20 protein-coding genes are annotated in these 19,618 nt (G+C 70.9%); 5 read left to right on the top strand and 15 right to left on the bottom strand.

Features of this window, described 5'->3' with window-relative positions; all coding sequences use genetic code 11:
* Positions 1 to 220, bottom strand: a 220-nt coding sequence (locus tag ABI385_RS00535) for a hypothetical protein (RefSeq protein ID WP_348101772.1), incomplete at its 3' end; no start/stop codon positions are given.
* A 209-nt stretch (positions 221 to 429) separates the two neighbouring features.
* Here ABI385_RS00535 and ABI385_RS00530 point away from each other — a divergent pair.
* A complete protein-coding gene (locus ABI385_RS00530) occupies positions 430 to 879 on the top strand; it encodes a hypothetical protein (RefSeq protein ID WP_348101771.1) in 450 nt (149 codons plus the stop codon).
* Positions 880 to 892: 13 nt separating this feature from the next.
* On the opposite strand, the gene ABI385_RS00525 is transcribed toward ABI385_RS00530, so the two are convergent.
* Together ABI385_RS00525 and ABI385_RS00520 are read right to left on the bottom strand one after the other, a co-directional pair.
* Positions 893 to 1,786, bottom strand: a complete 894-nt coding sequence (locus tag ABI385_RS00525; protein WP_348101770.1) for an SMP-30/gluconolactonase/LRE family protein — start codon at positions 1,784 to 1,786, stop codon at positions 893 to 895.
* Between the two features lie 337 nt (positions 1,787 to 2,123).
* Complete coding sequence (locus ABI385_RS00520; protein ID WP_348101769.1) at positions 2,124 to 2,942, bottom strand: RDD family protein; 819 nt, start codon at positions 2,940 to 2,942, stop codon at positions 2,124 to 2,126.
* A gap of 56 nt (positions 2,943 to 2,998) precedes the next feature.
* Here ABI385_RS00520 and ABI385_RS00515 point away from each other — a divergent pair, with 56 nt between their 5' ends.
* On the top strand, positions 2,999 to 3,997 hold the full coding sequence (locus ABI385_RS00515) for a stage II sporulation protein M (RefSeq protein ID WP_348101768.1): 999 nt from the start codon (positions 2,999 to 3,001) through the stop codon (positions 3,995 to 3,997).
* Positions 3,998 to 4,077: 80 nt separating this feature from the next.
* Here ABI385_RS00515 and ABI385_RS00510 read toward each other — a convergent pair whose 3' ends face one another.
* The 9 genes from ABI385_RS00510 to deoC all read right to left on the bottom strand — a co-directional run bounded on the left by ABI385_RS00510 (position 4,078) and on the right by deoC (position 13,959).
* Complete coding sequence (locus tag ABI385_RS00510; protein WP_348101767.1) at positions 4,078 to 5,370, bottom strand: DUF58 domain-containing protein; 1,293 nt, start codon at positions 5,368 to 5,370, stop codon at positions 4,078 to 4,080.
* A 94-nt stretch (positions 5,371 to 5,464) separates the two neighbouring features.
* A complete protein-coding gene (locus ABI385_RS00505) occupies positions 5,465 to 6,517 on the bottom strand; it encodes a MoxR family ATPase (protein ID WP_348101766.1) in 1,053 nt (350 codons plus the stop codon).
* The gene (locus ABI385_RS00500) at positions 6,514 to 7,848 is read right to left on the bottom strand and encodes a DUF4350 domain-containing protein (protein ID WP_348101765.1); all 1,335 of its coding nucleotides are present in this window, start codon (positions 7,846 to 7,848) and stop codon (positions 6,514 to 6,516) included. Before ABI385_RS00500 ends, ABI385_RS00505 begins: the two co-directional genes overlap by 4 nt.
* On the bottom strand, positions 7,845 to 8,591 hold the full coding sequence (locus ABI385_RS00495; protein WP_348101764.1) for a DUF4129 domain-containing protein: 747 nt from the start codon (positions 8,589 to 8,591) through the stop codon (positions 7,845 to 7,847). The genes ABI385_RS00500 and ABI385_RS00495 overlap by 4 nt, the downstream gene beginning before the upstream one ends.
* Entirely contained in the window at positions 8,588 to 9,673 is a 1,086-nt protein-coding gene (locus ABI385_RS00490; protein WP_348101763.1) for a glycerophosphoryl diester phosphodiesterase membrane domain-containing protein, read from the bottom strand. Before ABI385_RS00490 ends, ABI385_RS00495 begins: the two co-directional genes overlap by 4 nt.
* A 218-nt stretch (positions 9,674 to 9,891) precedes the next feature.
* Positions 9,892 to 10,563 carry an ATP-binding protein gene (locus ABI385_RS00485; protein ID WP_348101762.1) on the bottom strand — a complete coding sequence of 224 codons (672 nt, stop codon included), beginning with the start codon at positions 10,561 to 10,563 and terminating at the stop codon, positions 9,892 to 9,894.
* Positions 10,560 to 11,480, bottom strand: coding sequence for an aldehyde dehydrogenase family protein (locus ABI385_RS00480; protein ID WP_348101761.1), 921 nt, complete (start codon positions 11,478 to 11,480; stop codon positions 10,560 to 10,562). The genes ABI385_RS00485 and ABI385_RS00480 overlap by 4 nt, the downstream gene beginning before the upstream one ends.
* Positions 11,477 to 12,937, bottom strand: a complete 1,461-nt coding sequence (locus ABI385_RS00475; protein WP_348101760.1) for an aldehyde dehydrogenase family protein — start codon at positions 12,935 to 12,937, stop codon at positions 11,477 to 11,479. Before ABI385_RS00475 ends, ABI385_RS00480 begins: the two co-directional genes overlap by 4 nt.
* 17 nt (positions 12,938 to 12,954) lie before the next feature.
* Positions 12,955 to 13,959: a deoxyribose-phosphate aldolase gene (gene deoC / locus ABI385_RS00470; protein WP_348101759.1), complete on the bottom strand. Its 1,005-nt coding sequence runs from the start codon at positions 13,957 to 13,959 to the stop codon at positions 12,955 to 12,957.
* A gap of 115 nt (positions 13,960 to 14,074) precedes the next feature.
* On the opposite strand from deoC, the gene ABI385_RS00465 reads away from it, so the two are divergent.
* Positions 14,075 to 14,698 (top strand): PH domain-containing protein, encoded by a 624-nt coding sequence (locus tag ABI385_RS00465; RefSeq protein WP_348101758.1) that lies wholly within the window; start codon positions 14,075 to 14,077, stop codon positions 14,696 to 14,698.
* Positions 14,699 to 14,778: 80 nt separating this feature from the next.
* Here the strand turns inward: ABI385_RS00465 and ABI385_RS00460 are convergent, their stop codons facing one another.
* On the bottom strand, positions 14,779 to 16,464 hold the full coding sequence (locus ABI385_RS00460; protein WP_348101757.1) for a phospho-sugar mutase: 1,686 nt from the start codon (positions 16,462 to 16,464) through the stop codon (positions 14,779 to 14,781).
* Positions 16,461 to 17,309, bottom strand: coding sequence for a purine-nucleoside phosphorylase (locus ABI385_RS00455; RefSeq protein ID WP_348101756.1), 849 nt, complete (start codon positions 17,307 to 17,309; stop codon positions 16,461 to 16,463). The genes ABI385_RS00460 and ABI385_RS00455 overlap by 4 nt, the downstream gene beginning before the upstream one ends.
* Before the next feature lie 52 nt (positions 17,310 to 17,361).
* Here ABI385_RS00455 and ABI385_RS00450 point away from each other — a divergent pair, with 52 nt between their 5' ends.
* On the top strand, positions 17,362 to 18,735 hold the full coding sequence (locus tag ABI385_RS00450; RefSeq protein ID WP_348101755.1) for an NAD(P)H-quinone dehydrogenase: 1,374 nt from the start codon (positions 17,362 to 17,364) through the stop codon (positions 18,733 to 18,735).
* 32 nt (positions 18,736 to 18,767) lie between these two features.
* Here ABI385_RS00450 and ABI385_RS00445 read toward each other — a convergent pair whose 3' ends face one another.
* Positions 18,768 to 19,034 carry a hypothetical protein gene (locus tag ABI385_RS00445; protein ID WP_348101754.1) on the bottom strand — a complete coding sequence of 89 codons (267 nt, stop codon included), beginning with the start codon at positions 19,032 to 19,034 and terminating at the stop codon, positions 18,768 to 18,770.
* A gap of 107 nt (positions 19,035 to 19,141) precedes the next feature.
* Here ABI385_RS00445 and ABI385_RS00440 point away from each other — a divergent pair, with 107 nt between their 5' ends.
* Complete coding sequence (locus ABI385_RS00440) at positions 19,142 to 19,594, top strand: antitoxin (RefSeq protein WP_348101753.1); 453 nt, start codon at positions 19,142 to 19,144, stop codon at positions 19,592 to 19,594.
* The last annotated feature ends 24 nt before the right edge of the window (positions 19,595 to 19,618 follow it).

The following is a 19,618-nucleotide window of genomic DNA, read 5'->3' as shown; positions in this document are numbered from 1 at the left end:
CGACCCGGGCCGCCTCCACCGCCCGGGACAGGTCGTCGACCTCCCGGAACACCCGACCGAGGTCGGCGCCCTGGGCCTGCCACAACACCGCCGCCAACCCCGTCAACGCCGCCCGCGCCGCAGCAACCGCAGCACGACGGTCGGCCACACGCGGCACCGTCGGCACCGTCGCCGGCAGCGCTGGCGGCTGCGGCGACTCGGCGGGCGGAACTGGTGGCATACCCGAAACCTACAACCGACCACCGACAACCCCCTCAACCGCGATCAGCCGAATCCCATTGCCAGACAGAGGTCCCCGAGGTTCGCTCCGGGATGGTCACCTCCTCCTCACGACGCCGGGTGGTCGTCCAACGCAGAGGTCGGTTCCGGTTCAGGCCGTGCTGGCGGGTCATCAACGCCCCGACGTCCTGGCCCCTAGAGTCGTGACCCATGACAACGTGGGACGACATCATCGCCGCGGTCGGCGTGGCCGTCGCTGGACACACAGATGACGGCCGCCGCGAGCTGACCGCCTGTTGGGAGCGGACGTCCGAGGCGGACTACGCGCAGCGGTGCGTGATCGCCCACTACCTCGCCGACCTCCAGCCGCACCTCGGCGATGAAGTTGGTTGGGACGAACAAGCGCTGCAGGCATACCCGCACCTGACCGACGAGGACCTTGCCCCGATCGGTATCCCGGCGGCGCGCGGGCTCGCACCCAGCCTCCACCTCAACCTCGGCGACGGGTACCTGCGCCAGGGACGGCTCGCCGACGCGCATACCCAGCTCGTTGCCGGTCTGGCCGCCGAGGATGCCCTCGGCGATGACGGCTACGGCAGACTGATCCGCCAAGGACTAGCCGGCCTACAAGAACGGATCACGGCCAAGGAGACGCGTTGATCGTGGGAGGTGATCAGCGAACGGGCCACCCGGCGCCGGGCACCGAGACGGGGACGCTCAGCACCTGTCCCTCGAAGGGGATCTGTCCCGAGACACTCGCCATGCCGTGCCAGTGGGCCGCGACGACGAACAGCGTGGCCCCGTCGGGGCCTCCGAGCATGCAGGCGAAGCCGCCGCGGTCCAGAGCCACGCGTTCCAGCACGTCTCCACCGTCGCGTACCCGCACGCACTCCCGGTGCGGAACGTCGGCGTACCAGACCGCCCCCTCCGCGTCGATACAGATGCCGTCGGGAGCGCCGTCGCCCAGGTCGGCCCAAACCCGACGGCCGGACAGCCCGCCGTCGTCTGCGATGTCGAACGCCGTGAGCCGCTGGCGGTGCGACTCCGCAACCACCAGGGTCCGGTTGTCGGCCGTCACCGCCATGCCGTTGGGGAAGGCGAGGTCGTCGGCCACGACCCGGGCCGTCCCATCGGGTGTCACGAGCGCCACGAAACCCGGCGCTACGTCACCACTTGGCGCCGACCCGCCCATCGCGTCGTAGTTGCAGTTGTCGACATAGGCGTTGCCGCGCCCGTCGACGACGATGTCGTTGCCGCCGTAAGCCGACAGGTCACTCAGGTCGGCATACGTCGACGTCGTCCCGTCGGGCGCCACCCGCAGGAGTGCCTTCTCGGGGCCCGAGACGACAACCGGCGCCCCGTCGGGCAGGAAGTCGAAGCACAGCGGTAGCGAGCGGTGCCGCGCCATCACCTGGCTCTCGCCGTCGGCGGCCACGGCGATGATCTCCCCGGCGATCCAGTCCGAGAACCACAGCCGACCGTCATGCCACCGTGGAGACTCGACCAACCCGAGCCCGGTCATCAGCGTCTCCACAGAACTTCCCCCGGCCGCAACCATCCTCAGCATGTCCCGGCACCCTAGCTCGACCGGGACCACAACTGGTTGCCCACGATCCAAAGCAGTGGTTGGTTGACGCGATGGGGGAGAGCCCCGCCACGCCGACCGGTCGGGCCGCCGGGCCGCCGAACGCCTCGTTGTCACTCGCGCACACCTGCTCCCGTCGCTCTGGCTCGGCGTCTGCGCAGTCGGCATCTCCTACGGCTACCGCTACATCGGGGCGGGCGGCGTCACATCTCGGGGACCACCGCGGGGACCGCCCAGCTGGTCATCCCGCTGCAGGTGGCTCCTGCGGACCCGGAAAGAACAGCCTGGTCGCCCCCCCGATGGGTTGCTCGCCGCTGGTTCACCGATGCGGAGAGGTGAGTCGATCGCGCAGCGCTCGGTCGCGAGCCAGACGCATACCGTCCCGTCGTCGGCGGTCGGCCAGGATCGCCGCGAGGATGTACTCAGGGTGGCTTCCGGGCGGCGGTGGCGGCGAGACGTAGAGACTCATCTCGGCCAGCAGGGTCTGGCCGAGCTCCGCACGCGCCGACGGAGTCATCGACGGGGCGGCCGGGAGGAAAGTGCGCACCGACATGGCCAGGTCGTCGGGGAGCTGGGAGATGTCGGCGCTCGTCGCCCACGCGGCCAGGTGCGGCGGCATGGGAACCGGCGGCGGGAGGTGGGCCGCGACGCGGTCCCGGACCACGTAGGTGCCGGCCGCCATGTCGCCGAGGCGCTTGCCCTTGTTACTCGCCACGGACGCAATGACGGCGGGGATACCCCAGAACAGGTAGATCTCGACGACACCGAGCAGGCCGCGAGTCAGGGCGTGCCGGAAGGTGATCGGACCCGCGTCGTCCCGCACAGTGCGCAGCCCCGCGGCCATCTTGCCGACGCTGCGCCCACGCGTGAGCGTCTCGATCGTCACCGGGTAGGCCACCCACGCCAGCAGGAAGCAGACCAGGAGAACCGCGGCAACGAGGGCGTCGTCGAGCTGTCGGGCGAGGGCGCTTCCGGCCGTGAGGAGGCCGAATGACAGGGCCACGACGATGACGTAGTCGATGAAGCCCGACAGGATGCGGGACCCGATGGAGGCCGGCGGCAGGTCGAGGGCGACCGCCTCACCGGTGACGAAGTCGTCGTCCCCGACACCCACCGTCGCGCTACTGGCCCAGCTCACGTCAGCGTCCCCCTCTCGTGCGGACAGCGTAGACGTTCGCCGCATACAGTGACGCCGTGGATCTCGACGCCTACGTGCTCGCGCACCAGCACGAGTGGGCGCGTCTGCACGAGCTGTCGTCGCGACGCGGCCGTCTCAGCGGCGCCGAGGCCGACGAGCTCCTCGACCTCTACCAGCGCGTCGCCACGCACCTGTCCGAGATCCGCAGCCGTTCGCCGGAGCCGACCCTCGTCGCGCACCTGTCCTCGATGCTGGCGACGGCCCGGTTGAGGTCGGTCGGGACCAGGACGGTCAGCCTCAACGACATCGTCCGGTTCTTCACTGACACCTTCCCGGCCGCGCTCTACCGGAATCGGCGTTGGTGGGTGACCACGATGGCGGTCAACGTCGTCGCCGCGTGGGTCATCGGGTGGTGGTTCGTCGCGAACCCCGGCTTCGAGTCAGCGCTGCTCGACCCCAGCGAGGTGGACCAGCTCGTCAACAGCGACTTCGCGAGCTACTACAGCGAGTATGCCGCTGGCAGCTTCGCGCTCAAGGTCTGGACGAACAACGCCTGGGTCGCCGCCCTCTGTATCGCGCTGGGAGTGCTCGGCGTCCCAGTGATCCTGTTGCTGCTTAACAACATTCTCAACGTCGCGCTCATCGGCGCCCTGATGTGGTCACACGACCGAGCCGGCCTGTTCTTCGGCCTGATCCTGCCCCACGGGATGCTCGAGCTGACTGCGGTTTTCGTCGCGGCCGGCGTGGGGCTGCGGATCTTCTGGGCGTGGATCGAACCCGGTCCCAGGCGGCGACTCGACGCGGTGGCGCAGGAAGGCCGCACGGCGATGTCGGTGGCGCTCGGCCTGGCCGTCGTACTCCTCGTCAGCGGCGTCATCGAGGCGTTCGTGACGCCGTCACCGTTGCCGACGTGGGCCCGCATCGCGATCGGTTTCCTCGCCTGGGGCGCCTTCATGGCCTACGTGTTCACCGTGGGCCGATGGGCGGTCCGTCGCGGCTCGACCGGAGACGTGTCGGCGCGCGATGCCGGGGACCTGGCCCCCGTCGTCGGCTGAGCTGCCACCCAGAGGAGTTTCGGGAGCCCAGCGCCCGCAATCCCGAGCGCGGAACTCCCGAAAACGGGGCGGAGCCCTCCTCAGAGCAGGCCTTGGCTCTTGAGCAGTAGATAGTGGTCGGCGAGCCGCGGCGGCAGGTCCTCGGGGCTGGCATCGATCACGGTGACTCCGAGCCCGGCCAGCATGGCCGCGGTCCGGCGGCGCAGCTCCAGGGTGCGTTCGGCGGCGGCGGCGTCATAGGCCTGGGCCGTCGTGTCCCGGCGGGCGGCCATCGCGACGAGCGCCGGGTCGCTCACCGACGCGACGACGACGCGGTGGTGCAGCGTCAGCGAGGCGAGGGTCGGCAGCAACGACTCCTCGATCGCGGCAGGTTCCAAGGTCGTGAGCAGGACGACCAGGGCCCGACGCCGGCTGGTGTCGGCGATGGCCGTGGCCAGGGTCGGCCACGAGGCTTCGAGCAGGGCCGGCTGCAGCGGTGACATCGCCTGGACGAGGTCGCCGAGCAGGGCTGACCGGCTCGAACCCGTGACCCTTGCGCGGACCCAGCGGTCGCCGGCGATGAGGTCCACCCGGTCGCCCGCTCGGGACGCCAGCGCCGCAAGCAGCAGCGCGGCGTCCATCTCGCTGTCGAGCCGGGGCATCTGCTCGACCCGGCCGGCCGAGGTCCGCGACGTGTCGAGCACCAGGATCACGCGCCGGTCGCGCTCGGGCTGCCACGTCCTCACGACGACGTGCTGCCGTCGTGCCGTCGCCCGCCAGTCGATCGAGCGGACGTCGTCGCCCTCGACGTAGTCCCGCAGCGAGTCGAACTCGGTCCCTTGACCGCGCACCCGCACGGCGGAACGCCCGTCGAGCTGACGCAGGGTCGCCAGCCGGGACGGGAGATGCTTGCGGCTGGCGAACGGCGGCAGCGCGCGGATAGACCCGCCGACGTCGAACGAGTGCTGTCGGGCGCCCATCCGCAAGGGGCCGAAGCTACGGACGGTCACCCGGTCGGCCAGCCGGTCGCCGCGCCGCGTCGGGAGCAGGACCGTGGTGAACCGGCGCCGCTCTCCGCCGGGGATGGACAGCTGATGCCGCTCGCCGGTCGCGCCCGCCGAGGGCTGCCACGCGTCGCGCAGCACACCCCGCACCCGTCGCCTCGAGGTGTTCGTCACCAGGAGCGACGAGGCTCCAGACTCACCGAGCCTGACCTGGCTGGTCGCCTCGCGCTCGATGCTCAGGTGGCCTGGGCCGACCGCGAGGACGAGGTCGACGATAACCGCGAGCAGCACGATGCCCACCCACAGAAGAACCATCTGCCGGGTCGGCTGCAGGACCACCGCCACCAGCCCGGCGAGCAACAGCAGCGGAAACCGACCACTCACCGCCACGACGACTCCCTTCGGAACAGGCGCCATCCAATCGACGAGCTCAACACGCTCGACCCGCTCGATGCGCTCAACCTGGCCCGAGGCATACCGGCCCTCAGCGGGGCACCGGGACCGAACCCACGGCGCTCGCGAGCACCGAACCCACACCCACACCTTCGAGCTCGGCCTCGGGCCGCAGCGTCAGACGGTGGGCGAGCGTGGCGTGGGCGAGCGCCTTGACGTCGTCCGGCGTGACGAAGGTCCGGCCGTTCATCCAGGCCCACGCTCGAGCGGTTGCGAGGAGGGCGGTCGCGCCGCGCGGACTGACCCCGAGCGAGAGAGACGGCGCCTGTCTGGTCGCCCGCGCGATGTCGACGATGTAGCCGGCCACCTCGGGCGCGACGCTCACCGTGCGGACGGCTGCCGCTCCTGCGGCCAGGTCGTCGGGACCGGCGACCGGCTGGAGACCGGCTGCGGCGAGGTCGCGCGGGTCGAACCCCGCCGCGTGTCGGCGTACGACCTCGAGCTCGTCGTCGCGGCCGGGGACCGGGAGCACCACCTTGAGCAGGAACCGGTCGAGCTGCGCCTCGGGCAGCGGGTAGGTGCCCTCGTACTCGACGGGGTTCTGGGTGGCGGCGACGAGGAAAGGCGCGGGCAGGGCGCGCGCCAGCCCGTCGACCGAGACCTGACGCTCCTCCATCGCCTCCAGCAGCGAGGCCTGCGTCTTGGGTGGGGTGCGGTTGATCTCGTCGGCGAGCAGCAGGTTGGTGAAGACGGGCCCTTCGCGGAAGGTGAAGTCCGACGTCCGCTGGTCGTAGACGAGCGAACCCGTGATGTCGCCGGGCATCAGGTCCGGGGTGAACTGCACGCGCTTGGTGCCGATGGCAAGGGTGTGGGCCACAGCGCGCACCAGCAGCGTCTTGGCGACACCGGGTACGCCTTCGAGCAGGATGTGGCCGCGCGCGAGCAGGCAGATGATCATGCCGGAGACAGCCGCGTCCTGTCCGACCACCGCCTTGCCCACCTCACGACGCACCGCCAGCAGCGCCTCGCGGGCCCGGTCGGCATCGGGTGTCTCGCGCGCCTGGGTCTCGGACGGCGCTGCCGGCGGCGGCGCGTCGGGCCGGTCCTGGTCGTCGGTGTGGGGAGTGCCCTGCGGGTCGGTCATGAGCGGCGTACTTCCTTCTCGAGGGCGACGAGCTCGATGGCGAGCCCGAGGAGGTGGTCATCGGTCGCGGGCGGTGGGCCGAACAGCAGCGCGCCGACCTCGGCGGTCGGTCGTCCGCAGGCGAGAGATGCCGCGGCGACCAGGCCGTCCACGGCTGCCCGCGCGGCCCAGGGGTCGGCACCCGAGTCAGCACCTGTGTGAGCACGAGGGCCGGGCACGGGAAGCCCCAGGTATGCCGTCAGCCGGGTGCGGGTGGCCTGCTGCAGCACGGCGGCGGCTCGCGTCGAGTCACGGGCGCGCCGGTACAGGCGCCCCCGGCTCTCCGTGGTCTCGACGGCCCGGACGACCACGGGCAGCGGCTCGGGAACGAGGCGACCGAGCCGGCGACCGCGCCAGACGATGACGCCGACGAAGGCGATCACCACCAGGAGCAGGCCGGGTCCGAGCCACCGCGGCAGGAGGGCCGCTGGGCTCTGGTCGGAGGCGGGGATATCGGCTCGGGAGGGGACGTACCAGACCAGGCGAGGGAAGTGCCCGAGCGCGCGGAGCAGGACGGCAGCGTTCGACGCGTCGGTGACCTGGTCGTTGGTTGCGATCGACGTGCTGCCGATCAGGACGAGGGGTGCGGTCTGTGCGCTTCTCGGCAGCGAGAGGTAGACCGAGTGGCCGTCGTGGGTGAAGCAGGAGCCGTTGGCCGAGGCCGACTGGTACTCGAACTGGCTGCGAGAGAGGGACTCCCCGCCCCGGACGTCGTCGGTGCCCGAGCATCCCGTCGCGACCAGGTCGTCACCGCTGCGTCGTTGCGAGGTCGCGCTGACGCCCGGTGCGAGGTAGCGGGTGACGCTGCTCTCGGCGCCGAGGACCACCAGCCGCCCGGCGCCACTGGTGCTCACAGCCAGATCTCGGGTGGTCGACTCGGCGAGCTCGGCCGTCCGGGTCACCACCACGGTCGTGTCCCCGTCGGCTCCGGCGCGGTCCAGCTCGGTCTGACCGCGGGCGACCTGGACACGCACGCCCTGCTGCTCGAGCACCCGGGCGACGGCCTGGGCTCCGGAGGCGGTCGGGTTGTCCGGGTCGAGCGGGATGGTCGTACTCGAGCCAGGCCCAGCGACCACGAACAGGGTGACGACTGTCACCACGGCGGCGATCGCGACCGCGACGAGCAGCCAGCGACGCCAGCGGCGAGAACCTCCCGACTCGCTGCCGTGGGCATCGGGCGCCGCAATGGCCGACGCGTCCGCCCGCTCACCGGGAACCTGCGAACGGTCCCAGAGCCCGAGCCTTGGCGGGGTCGTCGGGGAGGTCGTCGGGGAGGTCGTGGGGGAGGTCATCGCGGTGCCCCCACGGTCCACACAGACGCTGGTTCTGGGCTCTGGACGCTCATGCCGCCTGTCCCGCGCGACTCACCAGACGCGCCCGGTGGTGTACGCGGGACGGTCACCGGTCGGGCGGTGCGCAGCGCGTCGTGGGTGGCCCGGACCCGCTCCGCCTGCCCACGGCTCGCCTCCTGGTCCCCGTAGGCCACGGCGTCGAACACGTCCATGGTGCGACCGACGTCCCCCGCATGATCCGGGAAGGCCGTGGCCAGCGCAGCACCGACCTCGTGCGCGGTCAGGGAGGGTGCCGCGTCGAGCAGGGTCCGACGTTCGGCGTCGCGCGCGATCGCCCGGGTCCAGGCGAGGACCGCGTCGCCATAACGCTCAGCCCGGAACGCCTCCACGGCCGCTGCCCTCAGCTCCTCGGCTGTCTGCACGCTGTTGCCGAGCAGCGTCGTCCGCGTCGTCGTCCGGCGCCCCTCGCGGCGCACGCGGGTGAGCAGGTAGGCGACGGCGACCCCGGCCAGCACGACGACGAGGGCGATGACGACGGGGGGCAAGCTGGCGCTGCCGGTGCCCTGCGTCGCCTGCAGGTCCTGGATCCGCTCGGCGAGCCAGTCCATGAACCGCTGGAAGAGCGACCGGGTGTCGTGGTAGTCGCCCTTGGCGAGCTCGGCCACGAGCCACTGGCGGGCCTGGTCCGTCGTGGGGTCGACCCGCGTCGTCAGCCCCGCCAGGTGCGCCCCGGTAGGCCTCATCGAGGTCCACCGGTCAGCGCGACGTCTCCGGCGCGGACCGACCGTTGCAGGACCACGTCGAAACCCTCCTTGCGCATCCGTTGGTCGACGTAGGTGAGACACGTGGCGCCGGCGACGAACGGCACGACCACGGTCGCGGCCAGCAGGGTGGCGACGGCCAGTCCCACGGACGACAGCACCGCGCTGACGCTGGGGGAGGCGTCCACGAGGCTGGCCAGGATCGCGCCGACGAGCAACAGCGGCAGTTGAAGAACCCAGAACACCACCACGGCAAGCAGTCCGACAACCAGCAGCCGACCGAAGACCCGCCAGAAGGCGCCGCTGGTCAGGGCCAGGCTGCGGCGGAGCGCCGCCCGGATCGACCGGCGTTCCAACACCACTGCCGAGGCCGCCAGACAGGTACGCGTCGTGAACAGCGCCGACCAGGCGGCCACCAGCAGGCCCCCCACCGCCCCGACCAGCAGAACGGCGCCGAGGGACGCGGAGACCGCGGCGATGATCAGACCGACGACCAGGACAGGGAGGGCCAGCGCCAGCAGCCGCAGCGCCTCGAGCCCCAGCAGGGCGAGGAGCCGGGACCGAACCGCGCGCCAGAGCTCACCGACACCCGGGCGACGGCCGAGAACTGACTCGCCCACGGACGAGGACAGCGCCCCACCGAGGACCGCGGCGGCGAATCCGACGCCGAATGCCAGCACCAGGGCGAAAAACCCGGTGCGGTCGAGCACGGCCTGGCCACCTGACCTGGAGTACCACCCGGCGGCGAGGCCCACGGTAGCCAGCAGGATTGCGGGGACAGCTGACGCGGTGAGCACCAGCAGGCTGAGGCCGAGGACCGGGCCAGGGTTGCGCCGGGCGTGCTTGACCGACGCGTCGAGCAGGTCTCCCAACGACATCGGACGGAGGGCGACGATCCCCGGTTTGTGGCTGGTCACAAGCAGCGGCGGCGAATAGGGTCCTCGACGCGCGGTCGGGCTCACCGGCATACCAGCACGGGTGAGTCCTCCTGGGGGGAGGTAGGCGACCGGCCGCCGCCGGGAGTCCTCGGCCGGAGCGCCCGGTGGCGGACCGAAGCCGCTCACGCTGCACCCTCGCGTGGCACCCCTGCACGCACTTCTTGGCCCCTTGCTCTCGTCTGCGCAGAAGGTACCAGCGGCCACCTGACAGCGGCGGAGCGGCTAGCCTCGCCGGGCCGGCAGCTCGACGCGGAAGGAGGCGACATGACAGCACGACACCCACCCGTATGCCGGTGACGGGCCCAGGGCAGAGTCGCTCGAGTGAGTCGGCTACCGGATCGTCACTATTCGGATGGTACTGAGCGAGCCCGCCTGGGGGCGGCGAGGGCACGTTCCACTCGGCTTGGGGACGCGCAGGTAGCGCCCAGTTCCTTCATGCGCTCGACCAGCTGGGGCTCGGTGAGACAGAGGGCCAGCCCGCGGCGTACCAGGACAGTCGGTGGTTTGCGTCGTTCGATCAGGTCGCGAACCAACCTGCGAGAGAATGTAACCCACCGGTTGTGGCGGACGCACCAGGCAGAGTGCAACAGACCGACGGCACGCAGACGCTCGATGATCTCGGCGGCGAAAATCCCTTCGGCGACGACGAGCTGGGACGAGCTGAGCGTCAGGGTGCGGACCCCCGAGACGGCGGAGCGGCCGATGTCGTAGACCGGCACCCTCGCTGCCCCGGTGGTCACCAGGTCGTCCAAGGCGTGCATAGCCGCTGGAGCGTCCCACGATGCCGGGTCGTCCCAGTCGACGATCGGCGGACCACCCGCGAGGTCGGCGACAGGCAGAGCCGGGTCGTCCCCCTCGCGGTAGAAGTCGTCCAGTCGCACCACCGGCCACCCGTGGATGGACTGCAACCGAGCGGCCAGCCGTGACTTGCCCGCTCCGGAGGGTCCGGCGAGCACGACGACCCGCGCTCTCGAGAGGCCCGCGCCCAGCGAACCCCGCTGCTCCGGTGCGCTCACCGGCCCTTGGGGTGCCAGACGGTCTTGGTCTCGAGAAAGGCGCGGATACGTCGCAGGTCCGGCGTCTGTGTCCAGTCGGGTTCCACCGCAGCCGATCCGGCGCCACCGGGACGCAGGACACGTTTGAGGTTATCGGCTGCGGCACGTTCGAGGTCTCCCCAGACGACGCCGTCGGCTCCGGCGCAGCCGGTCAGGTCGATGGCGTTGACGTCGCGGTGCGAGGCCAGCCACGGGGCGATCTCGGCGGCACGCCCGGTGAGCACATTGACCACGCCTGCCGGGACGTCGCTCGTGGCGAGAGCCTCCGCGAGCGCGACGGCGGGGAGGGGCCGGTCGGCACTCGTGACCACGACGGCCGTGTTGCCCGAGACGACCACGGGTGCAACGACACTCACGAGACCGAGCAGTGCTGACGACTGCGGCGCGAGCACCGCGACGACACCGGTGGGCTCCGGGGCGGAGATGTCGAAGTACGGTCCGGCAACGGGGTTGAGGCCACCGAGAACCTGGGCGATCTTGTCGGTCCACCCGGCGTACCAGACCCACCGGTCGATCGCGGCCGCCACGGTAGCCCGGGCTCGCGCGAGAGTCAGCCCCTCAGCGGCTGAGACCTCATCAGCGAACTGGTCGAAGCGTCCCTCCATCACCTCGGCGACGCGATAGAGCACCTGACCCCGGTTGTACGCGGTCGCGCCCGCCCAGCCGGCAAAGGCGCCGCGTGCGGCGACGACGGCGTCACGCGCGTCCTTGCGGGACGCCTGGGACGCATTGGCGAGGAACCGTCCCCGGCTGTCTGAGACAAGGTAGGACCGGCCGGACTCACTGCGCGGGAACGCTCCCCCGATGTAAAGCTTGTAGGTCTTGCGGACCTCGGCCCGGCCGGGTTCGCGGGTGGCCGCGGAGGATCTGGGGCTCACGCGCTGGCCTCCGTCGTCACGTATGCCTCGAGTCCGTGGCGTCCGCCCTCACGGCCGTAGCCCGACTCCTTGTAGCCACCGAACGGCGAGGTCGGGTCGAACTGGTTGAAGGTGTTGGCCCACACCACCCCGGCCCGCAGCTGGTCGGCCATCCACAGGATGCGCGAGCCCTTCTCGCTCCACACCCCGGCCGACAGGCCGTAGGGAGTGTTGTTCGCCTTGGCGACCGCCTCCTGCGGGGTCCGGAACGTCAGCACCGACAGCACTGGACCGAACACCTCCTCCTGGGCGATCCGGTGGGACTGCGCGACTCCGGTGAAGATCGTCGGCGGGAACCAGAAGCCACGGCTCGGCAGCTCGCAGGGCGGACTCCAGCGCTCGGCCCCCTCGGCCTCGCCGACGCCCGAGAGCTCGCGGATCCGGTCCAGCTGGGCAGCGGAGTTGATCGCGCCGAGATCGGTGTTCTTGTCGAGCGGGTCGCCGACCCGGATCGTCGTGAGCCGACGTTTGAGCTTGCGGACCACCTCGTCGTGCACCGACTCCTGCACCAGCAGGCGCGATCCCGCGCAGCACACGTGGCCCTGGTTGAAGAAGATGCCGTTGACGATCCCTTCGACGGCCTGGTCGACCGGCGCGTCGTCGAAGACGATGTTCGCCGCCTTGCCGCCGAGCTCCAGCGTGGCGCGGACCCGGGTGCCGGCCACCGACCGGGCGATCGCCTTGCCGACTTCGGTCGAGCCCGTGAACGCCACCTTGTCGATCCCTGGGTGCTCGACGAGCGCGCGGCCGGTCTCGCCGGCGCCGGTGACGATGTTGACGACCCCCGGCGGCAGGTCGGCCTGCTGGCAGACCTCAGCGAAGAGCAGCGCGGTCAGCGGCGTCGTCTCCGCAGGCTTCAGCACGACGGTGTTGCCGCAGGCCAGGGCAGGGGCGATCTTCCAGGCGAGCATCATCATCGGGAAGTTCCAGGGGATGACCTGTCCGACCACCCCGACGGGACGCGGTGCGGGGCTGCCTGCGGGGGCGAGGCCGGCGAACTCCAGCTTGTCGGCCCAGCCTGCGTGGTAGAAGAAGTGCGCCGCGGCGAGCGGGATGTCGACGTCCCGGGACTCCTTGATCGGCTTGCCGTTGTCGAGCGTCTCCAGGACGGCGAACTCCCGCGCCCGTTCCTGCAGGATCCGCGCGATGCGGAACAGGTACTTGCCGCGGTCCGTGCCGGACATCCGTCCCCAGACCCCCCGGTATGCGCCGCGCGCCGCCTTGACGGCTCGGTCGACGTCGTCGGCGCTGGCCTCGGTGACGTGCGCTAACACCTCCTCGGTCGCTGGGCTGATGGTGGCGAAGCTGCCACCTCCGGTGGAGTCGACGAACTCGCCACCGATGAACAGGCCGTAGGAAGCCTTGATGTCCACCACCGCCCGCGACTCCGGCGCCGGCGCGTACTCGAAACGAGGCATACGTGTCGTCACCGTGCTCAGTCGATCGTCACGTAGTCGGCACCGGAGTAGGCCCCGGTGCGCAGCTTCTGCCGTTGCAGCAGCAGGTCGTTCAGCAGGCTCGACGCACCGAACCGGAACCAGTCGGGGTCGAGCCAGTCGTCGCCGGCCACCTCGCTCACCATAACGAGGTATGTGATGGCGTCCTTGCTGGTGCGTATGCCTCCAGCCGGCTTGACGCCCACCTGCGCGCCGGTCGACTCGCGCCAGTCACGGACGGCCTCGAGCATCACCATCGTGACGGGGAGCGTGGCTGCCGGGGCGACCTTGCCCGTCGAGGTCTTGACGAAGTCGCCACCCGCGAGCATCGCCAGGTGGGAGGCCCGCCGGACGTTGTCGTAGGTGACCAGCTCGCCGGTCTCCAGGATCACCTTGAGGTGGGCGGCCTTTGCGTTCGGCCGTTGGCACGCCGCCTTGACGGCCGCGATCTGGTCGAAAACCGTGAGGTAGTCACCCGCGAGGAACGCACCCCGGTCGATGACCATGTCGATCTCGTCCGCGCCGGCCGCGACCGCGTACCGGGTGTCGGCGAGCTTGACCGGCAGGCTCGCCCGTCCCGAGGGGAAGGCCGTGGCGACGGCAGCCACGTGGATCGCACTGTCTCCCAACGCTTGCCGCGCTGTCTCGACCATGTCGCCGTAGACGCATACGGCCGCAGGGCGTGGGGTCGTCGGATCTGTGGGGTCGGGCACCAGTGCCTTGGCGCACAGCGAGCGCACCTTGCCCGGTGTGTCGGCGCCCTCCAGCGTCGTCAGGTCGATCATCGAGATGGCCAGGTCGATGGCCCACGCCTTCGACGTGGTCTTGACCGACCGGGTTCCCAGCGCCCTGGCGCGGGCCTCACACCCCACCTGGTCCACTCCGGGGAGCCCGTGCAGCCAGCTGGTCAGCGCCCGGTTCGTCAGCCGGCTCACCCCGAGCAGGTCACGGGCGTCGGCGGTGGCGTCCACTCCAGCGACGTCGCGGGTGAGGCTGATGGTCATCGGGGAAGTCTATTGCGCAGCCCAGCCCGCGGCTGCTCGTGCGAGAATGAGCGCCGCTCGTCACACTGGACGAGCCCACCTCTGCACCACCACCAGACCACGGAGTACCCGCCGCATGACTCGCCCGACGACAGCCCCCGAGGCCCTTCGCACTCTCCGGCAGCGGGGTTCGGTCGCGATGGGGGTGATTGCGGTCGCTCTGGGTGTCGTGATGGCGGTCCTGTCGGCGCTCTCCGGCGAACCCTCACTGGTCATGATCGGTTTCCTGCTCCTGCTCGCCGGAGGCGGGTGGGTGCTGTTCGTCCGGCCGAATGTCGTCATCACCATGCTCGGTATCGAGCTCAACAACCCGTTCCGCCAGACACACATCCCCTGGTCGAAGGTCGAGGACGTCGCGGCCCGGTGGAACCTCGAGGTCTACGCCGAGGGTCGGGACTACCCCGCGTGGGCGGTGGCCTCCCACATCGAACGTCCTCAGAGCCAAGGGCTCCTCGGGTTCGGTCGGCTCGGAGCACACGCGCGTAAGGACGCCGTCGACGCACCCGCCCCGTCGCGCGGTGCCACGGTCGGGAGCACCTCACGGATGATCGAGTCCGCCAAGGACGAATGGACCGAGCTGGTGGCCGCCGGGGACTCCGCCGTGGTCAGGGACGGGGAGGTCACCCGGGTCTGGCAGTGGCTCGACGTCGTCTGCGTCGCCGCCCCCATCGTTCTCGTTGTCGTGGGCTTCCTGCTCTGAGCGTCGCAGGCCGGGCGGTCATCCCACCGTTCTCCACAGTCGATGAGGTGAACGCGCTAGTCTCGAGCCGGTTCTGGGACCTACTGGACCCGGGTCAGCTGCTCCATCACTGCGCGGACGCCGGCCAACCGGCCGGCCGCTGCCGCACGCGCGCGCACCAGGTCGTCGGGACCGTGCACCGGTTCGATGGCCTCGAGGTAGACCTTGAGCTTGGGCTCGGTCCCGGAGGGACGGACGATGATGCGTGACGCGTCGTCGAGCAACCATCGGATCCCGTCGGTCGCGGGCAGCCCGCCGTCCCCGGCAGCGAGGTCGTCGGCCCGCGCGACAGCGACGCCGGCCACCTCGCGGGGCGCCTGCGAACTCAGCCGCTCGATGACCGGCGCCATCTGCGCGAGGTCGGCGACGCGTACCGAGAAGCTGTCCGTCGCGTAGACGCCGTGCTCGACAGCCAGGTCGTCGAGCACGTCGAGCAGCGTCCGGTCCTGCGCCTTGAGCTCGGCGGCGACCTGAGCCAGCACGAGTGCTGCGCTCACGCCGTCCTTGTCGCGCGCGATCCCGGGTGCCACGCAGTAACCCAGCGCCTCCTCATAGCCATAGACGAGACCGACGACCCTGCTGATCCACTTGAACCCCGTCAACGTCTCCTCGTGCCGCACCCCCCGGGCAGCCGCCATCGCCGCGAGCTGACGCGACGAGACGATCGAGCAGGCCACGACAGCATCGGCGGGCAGGCCTCCGCTCAGGATGTGTGCGCCGAGCAGCACGCCGACCTCGTCGCCACGCAGCATCCGCCAGTCGCCGTCGTCGAGAACCGCTGCAGCGAGGCGGTCGGCGTCGGGGTCGTTGGCGATCACCAGGTCTGGGCGAACCTCTCGGGCCACCGCGAGAGCCGCATCGATCGCCCCCGCTTCCTCGGGGTTCGGGAAGCTCACGGTGGGGAAGTCTGGGTCGGGGGCTGCCTGGCTCGGGACCGCGATCGGTTCGGCGAACCCTGCCGCTAGGAACGTCCGGCGCACCGTGTCGTCCCCGACGCCGTGCAGTGCCGTGTGCACCACCGAAAGGTCCCGGGGCGCCCCGGCGGGGACCAGCGCGGCGACCCGCCCGACGTATGCGTCGAGCACCTCATCACCGAGAGTCTCCCAGCCGTCGTCGGCGAGGACCACGTCCGCGACGGTGGCGACCGCGTCGATGTGCGCGGCGATCTGGGCGTCCGAGGGGGGCACGATCTGGCTTCCGTCTCCGAGGTAGACCTTGTAGCCGTTGTCCTGAGCCGGGTTGTGGCTCGCAGTGACCATCACTCCCGCATCGGCGCCCAGGTGTCGGATCGCGAACGCCAACAACGGAGTCGGCAGCGGGCGCGGCAGCACGCAGACTCTGCCTCCCGCGCCGACGACGACGGCTGCGGTATCCCGGGCAAAGACGTCGGAGTCGTGACGGGCGTCGAACCCGACCACGACCATCGGCTCCGGGATGGAGCAGTCGGTCTGCAGGTATGCCGTCAGCCCGGCTGCCGCGCGGATGACGACGGCGCGGTTCATCCGGTTGGGTCCGGCGCCGAGCGCACCGCGCAGACCGGCGGTGCCGAACTGCAGCCGTCCGTCGAACCGGTCCTGGATGTCGGCGACGGCGTCGGGCGAACCCGCGACGGCTCGGTCCAGGAGCTCGCCGAGCTCGGCCCGGGTCCGGGGGTCCGGGTCGTCGGCCACCCAGGCCTGTACCTGCTCCCGCAGCAGGTCCGACAGGGTCGTGTCGGTCCTGCTCACGACGCGGCGATCCGGGTCACGACGTCGGCCAGCAGTCGGCCACACCGTCCGGACGCCTGTCGGCCCGCCTCCAGGACCTCCTCGTGGGACAGCGGCGACGCTGAGATGCCGGCGGCGGCGTTGGTGACCAACGAGATCCCGAGGACCTCCAGCCCCACGTGCCGGGCGGCGATCGCCTCCAGGCTCGTCGACATGCCGACGAGGTCGCCTCCGACGACCTTGGCCATCTGCACCTCGGCCGGGGTCTCGTACTGCGGCCCGCGGAACTGTACGTAGACGCCCTCGTCGAGGTCGGGATCCACCTCGTGCGCCAGGGCACGGAGCCGGGCCGAGTAGAGGTCGGTCAGGTCGACGAACGTGGCTCCTTCGAGTGGAGAGGCGGCCGTCAGGTTGATGTGGTCCCGGATGAGCACGGGAGTGCCGGGCGCCCAGTCGGGGTTCAGCCCACCGCACCCGTTGGTGAGCACGATCGTCTGACATCCGGCGGCTTTTGCGGTGCGTACCGCGTGCACGACGGCCCGCACCCCTCGCCCCTCGTAGAAGTGGGTTCGCGTGCCGTAGACGAGAGCGCGCCGTCCGGTGTCACCGATGGCGACCGACCGGATACTGCCGGAGTGGCCGGCGACCGCCGCCGCGTGGAACCCCGGGACGTCCGCGTTGGCGATGGTGGCGACCGTCTTTCCGATGAGGTCACCTGTCTGTCCCCATCCCGACCCGAGCACGAGGGCCACATCGTGGTTATCCACACCGGTCCGGCTGGCGATGACCGCGGCCGCGGCGCGGGCCACCTCGAAGGGGTCGGTCGCGAGGTCGGAGAGATCGGGGGCGGGTGTCGGCTGACTCACGCCGGAACCCTACCGGCGCCCGTGGACGGAGTCGGCTGGTTGGATAGGGGGTGTGAGCGGACCTTCCCCCACCGTCGTGGTCCTCGGCGGCGGTCCTGGCGGGTACGAGGCGGCCCTGGTCGCGGCGCGCCTCGGCGCTGGTGTCACGGTGATCGACCGGGACGGGCTCGGCGGGGCCTGCGTGCTCACTGACTGCGTCCCGAGCAAGACACTCGTCTCGACGGCCGGGTTCGCGTCCAACCGCAAGACGGGCACGGATCTCGGCGTCAGCGCGGGGGACGCCTCGGTCGACCTGGCCGCTGCAAACCGCCGGATCCTCGCACTCGCCGCAGCCCAGAGCGCTGACATCGCGGCTCGCCTCGTGGACGACGGCGTCCGGATCATCCGGGGCGCGGGAACGCTGCTCGACCCTGCGACTGTTCGTGTAGTCCCCGAGGACGGCTCACCCGAGGACATCGCGGCCGACGTGGTCCTGGTCGCGACCGGCTCCACCCCGAGACTGATGCCCTCCGCAGCACCCGACGGTGAGCGAATCCTCACCTGGCAGCAGATCTACACGCTCACCGAGCTGCCCGAGAAGCTCGTCGTCGTGGGGTCGGGAGTCACCGGTGCCGAGCTCGCCCACGCATACATCGGGCTCGGCGCCCAGGTGACACTCGTGTCCTCGCGCGACCGCGTCCTGCCGGGGGAGGACGCCGACGCCGCCGCTGTGATCGAAGACGTCTTCAGGCGCGACGGCATGCAGGTGCTCTCGCGAGCGCGCATGGCGAGCGTCGAACGCACCGTCTCGGGCGTGCTGGTCCACCTCGTCGACGGGCGCGTGGTCGAGGGGTCGCACGCTCTCCTAGCCGTGGGGTCTGTCCCGCAGACGGCTGGAGTCGGGTTGGCAGAGAGTGGTATTCGGCTCGCCGACTCGGGCCACATCGACGTCGACGGCGTGTCCCGCACGTCCGTGAGAGGCGTGTATGCCGCGGGAGACTGCACGGGGGTGTTGCCCCTCGCTTCGGTGGCCGCGATGCAGGGCCGGATCGCGATGTGGCACGCCCTCGGTGACGCAGTCGCGCCGCTGCGACTCGACGTGGTCAGCGCCAACATCTTCACCTCGCCCGAGATCGCCACGGTGGGCATCACCCAGAACGACATCGACACCGGCCGCACCCTCGCCCGCGCCGTCGTGCTGCCGTTGGCGACGAACCCACGCGCGAAGATGGACTTGTTCCACGACGGGTTCGTCAAGGTCTTCGCCCAGCAGGGGAGCGGGACGGTGGTCGGGGGCGTGGTCGTCGCGCCCCGGGCCTCGGAGCTGATCTATCCCGTCGCCGTCGCGGTCCAGAACCACCTGACCGTCGACCAGCTGTCGAGCACGATCACGGTCTACCCGTCCATGTCGGGCTCGATCTCCGAGGCGGCCCGCCGGCTGCACTGACCCCGCCCGCCTGGTCCGGCTGGCCGGCGGGATCAGGCGGGCGGCGTCCTGTCGTCCCGACGCAGGTCAGGGTCGTTGGCCTCGGTGTAGGTAGGACCCCCGTCCTCCTCGCGAGCCCAACGCTCGCGGCGGTTGCGCGAGATCCGGTCACGCAGCAGCCGGTAGATCGGCCAGGTCACCGCACCGACGACGACCAGGATGACCAGGTTGACCCACGCGAACCCGCCCTGAGGCGCCGCGTCGGCAACCATGGCGGAGTGCATCGCGGAGTGCATGGCGGAGAGCATGGCGACGGGCATCGGCAAATTGTAGGTGCAGCTCGGCGCGCGCAGCACGCCCGCTGGGCGCTAAGGGGACTATGGTCGAAGAGGCGTCATCTCGGGCGTCCTGGCGAGGAGGACAACCGATGAGCAACGAGGGCGGCGGGTTCTTCGACAAAGTCAAGGACTTCATCCAGGGCAACCCCCAGCACGCCGACAAGGTCGACTCGGGCATCGACAAGGGCGAGGGCTTGATCAACGAGCACACCGACGGCGCTCACGCGGACAAGGTCGCCCAAGGCGAAGGGATGCTTCGCGACAAGCTGGGCGTGCCCGGGGCTGAGGCGGCAGGGGCTGAGGCGGCAGGGACAGACGCGGCAGGGGCAGACGCGGCGGGAAGTGAGTCCGAGGCAACCCTGCCTCCGCCGGGACCCGACCCCGACATCGCACCGGCGCCCACCCCCGAGCCGATGCCGGCCGTCGAACCGACCACGACTCCGGAGCCGATGCCCACCGCCCCGCCGACAACCACTCCGGAGCCGATGCCGACGACCACGCCCGAAGCGGTCCCAGACACCGGCGAGGCGAACCAGATCTGACCTGCGCCTGTGTGGTTGTTGGGG

The sequence above is a fragment of the Lapillicoccus sp. genome, from assembly GCF_039935575.1.
Classification (GTDB): Bacteria; Actinomycetota; Actinomycetes; order Actinomycetales; family Dermatophilaceae; genus Lapillicoccus.
The sequence above is the reverse complement of the archived record's forward strand: the minus strand, read 5'-3'. Positions and strand labels throughout refer to the sequence as shown.

Coding starts and splice junctions, on each gene's coding strand:
- ABI385_RS00530 (WP_348101771.1), top strand. CDS start 430: ATGACAACGTGGGACGACATCATCGCCGCGGTCGGCGTGGCCGTCGCT.
- ABI385_RS00525 (WP_348101770.1), bottom strand. CDS start 1,786: ATGCTGAGGATGGTTGCGGCCGGGGGAAGTTCTGTGGAGACGCTGATG.
- ABI385_RS00505 (WP_348101766.1), bottom strand. CDS start 6,517: ATGACCGACCCGCAGGGCACTCCCCACACCGACGACCAGGACCGGCCC.
- ABI385_RS00500 (WP_348101765.1), bottom strand. CDS start 7,848: ATGACCTCCCCCACGACCTCCCCGACGACCTCCCCGACGACCCCGCCA.
- ABI385_RS00495 (WP_348101764.1), bottom strand. CDS start 8,591: ATGAGGCCTACCGGGGCGCACCTGGCGGGGCTGACGACGCGGGTCGAC.
- ABI385_RS00475 (WP_348101760.1), bottom strand. CDS start 12,937: ATGCCTCGTTTCGAGTACGCGCCGGCGCCGGAGTCGCGGGCGGTGGTG.
- deoC (WP_348101759.1), bottom strand. CDS start 13,959: ATGACCATCAGCCTCACCCGCGACGTCGCTGGAGTGGACGCCACCGCC.
- ABI385_RS00465 (WP_348101758.1), top strand. CDS start 14,075: ATGACTCGCCCGACGACAGCCCCCGAGGCCCTTCGCACTCTCCGGCAG.
- ABI385_RS00445 (WP_348101754.1), bottom strand. CDS start 19,034: ATGCCCGTCGCCATGCTCTCCGCCATGCACTCCGCGATGCACTCCGCC.
- ABI385_RS00440 (WP_348101753.1), top strand. CDS start 19,142: ATGAGCAACGAGGGCGGCGGGTTCTTCGACAAAGTCAAGGACTTCATC.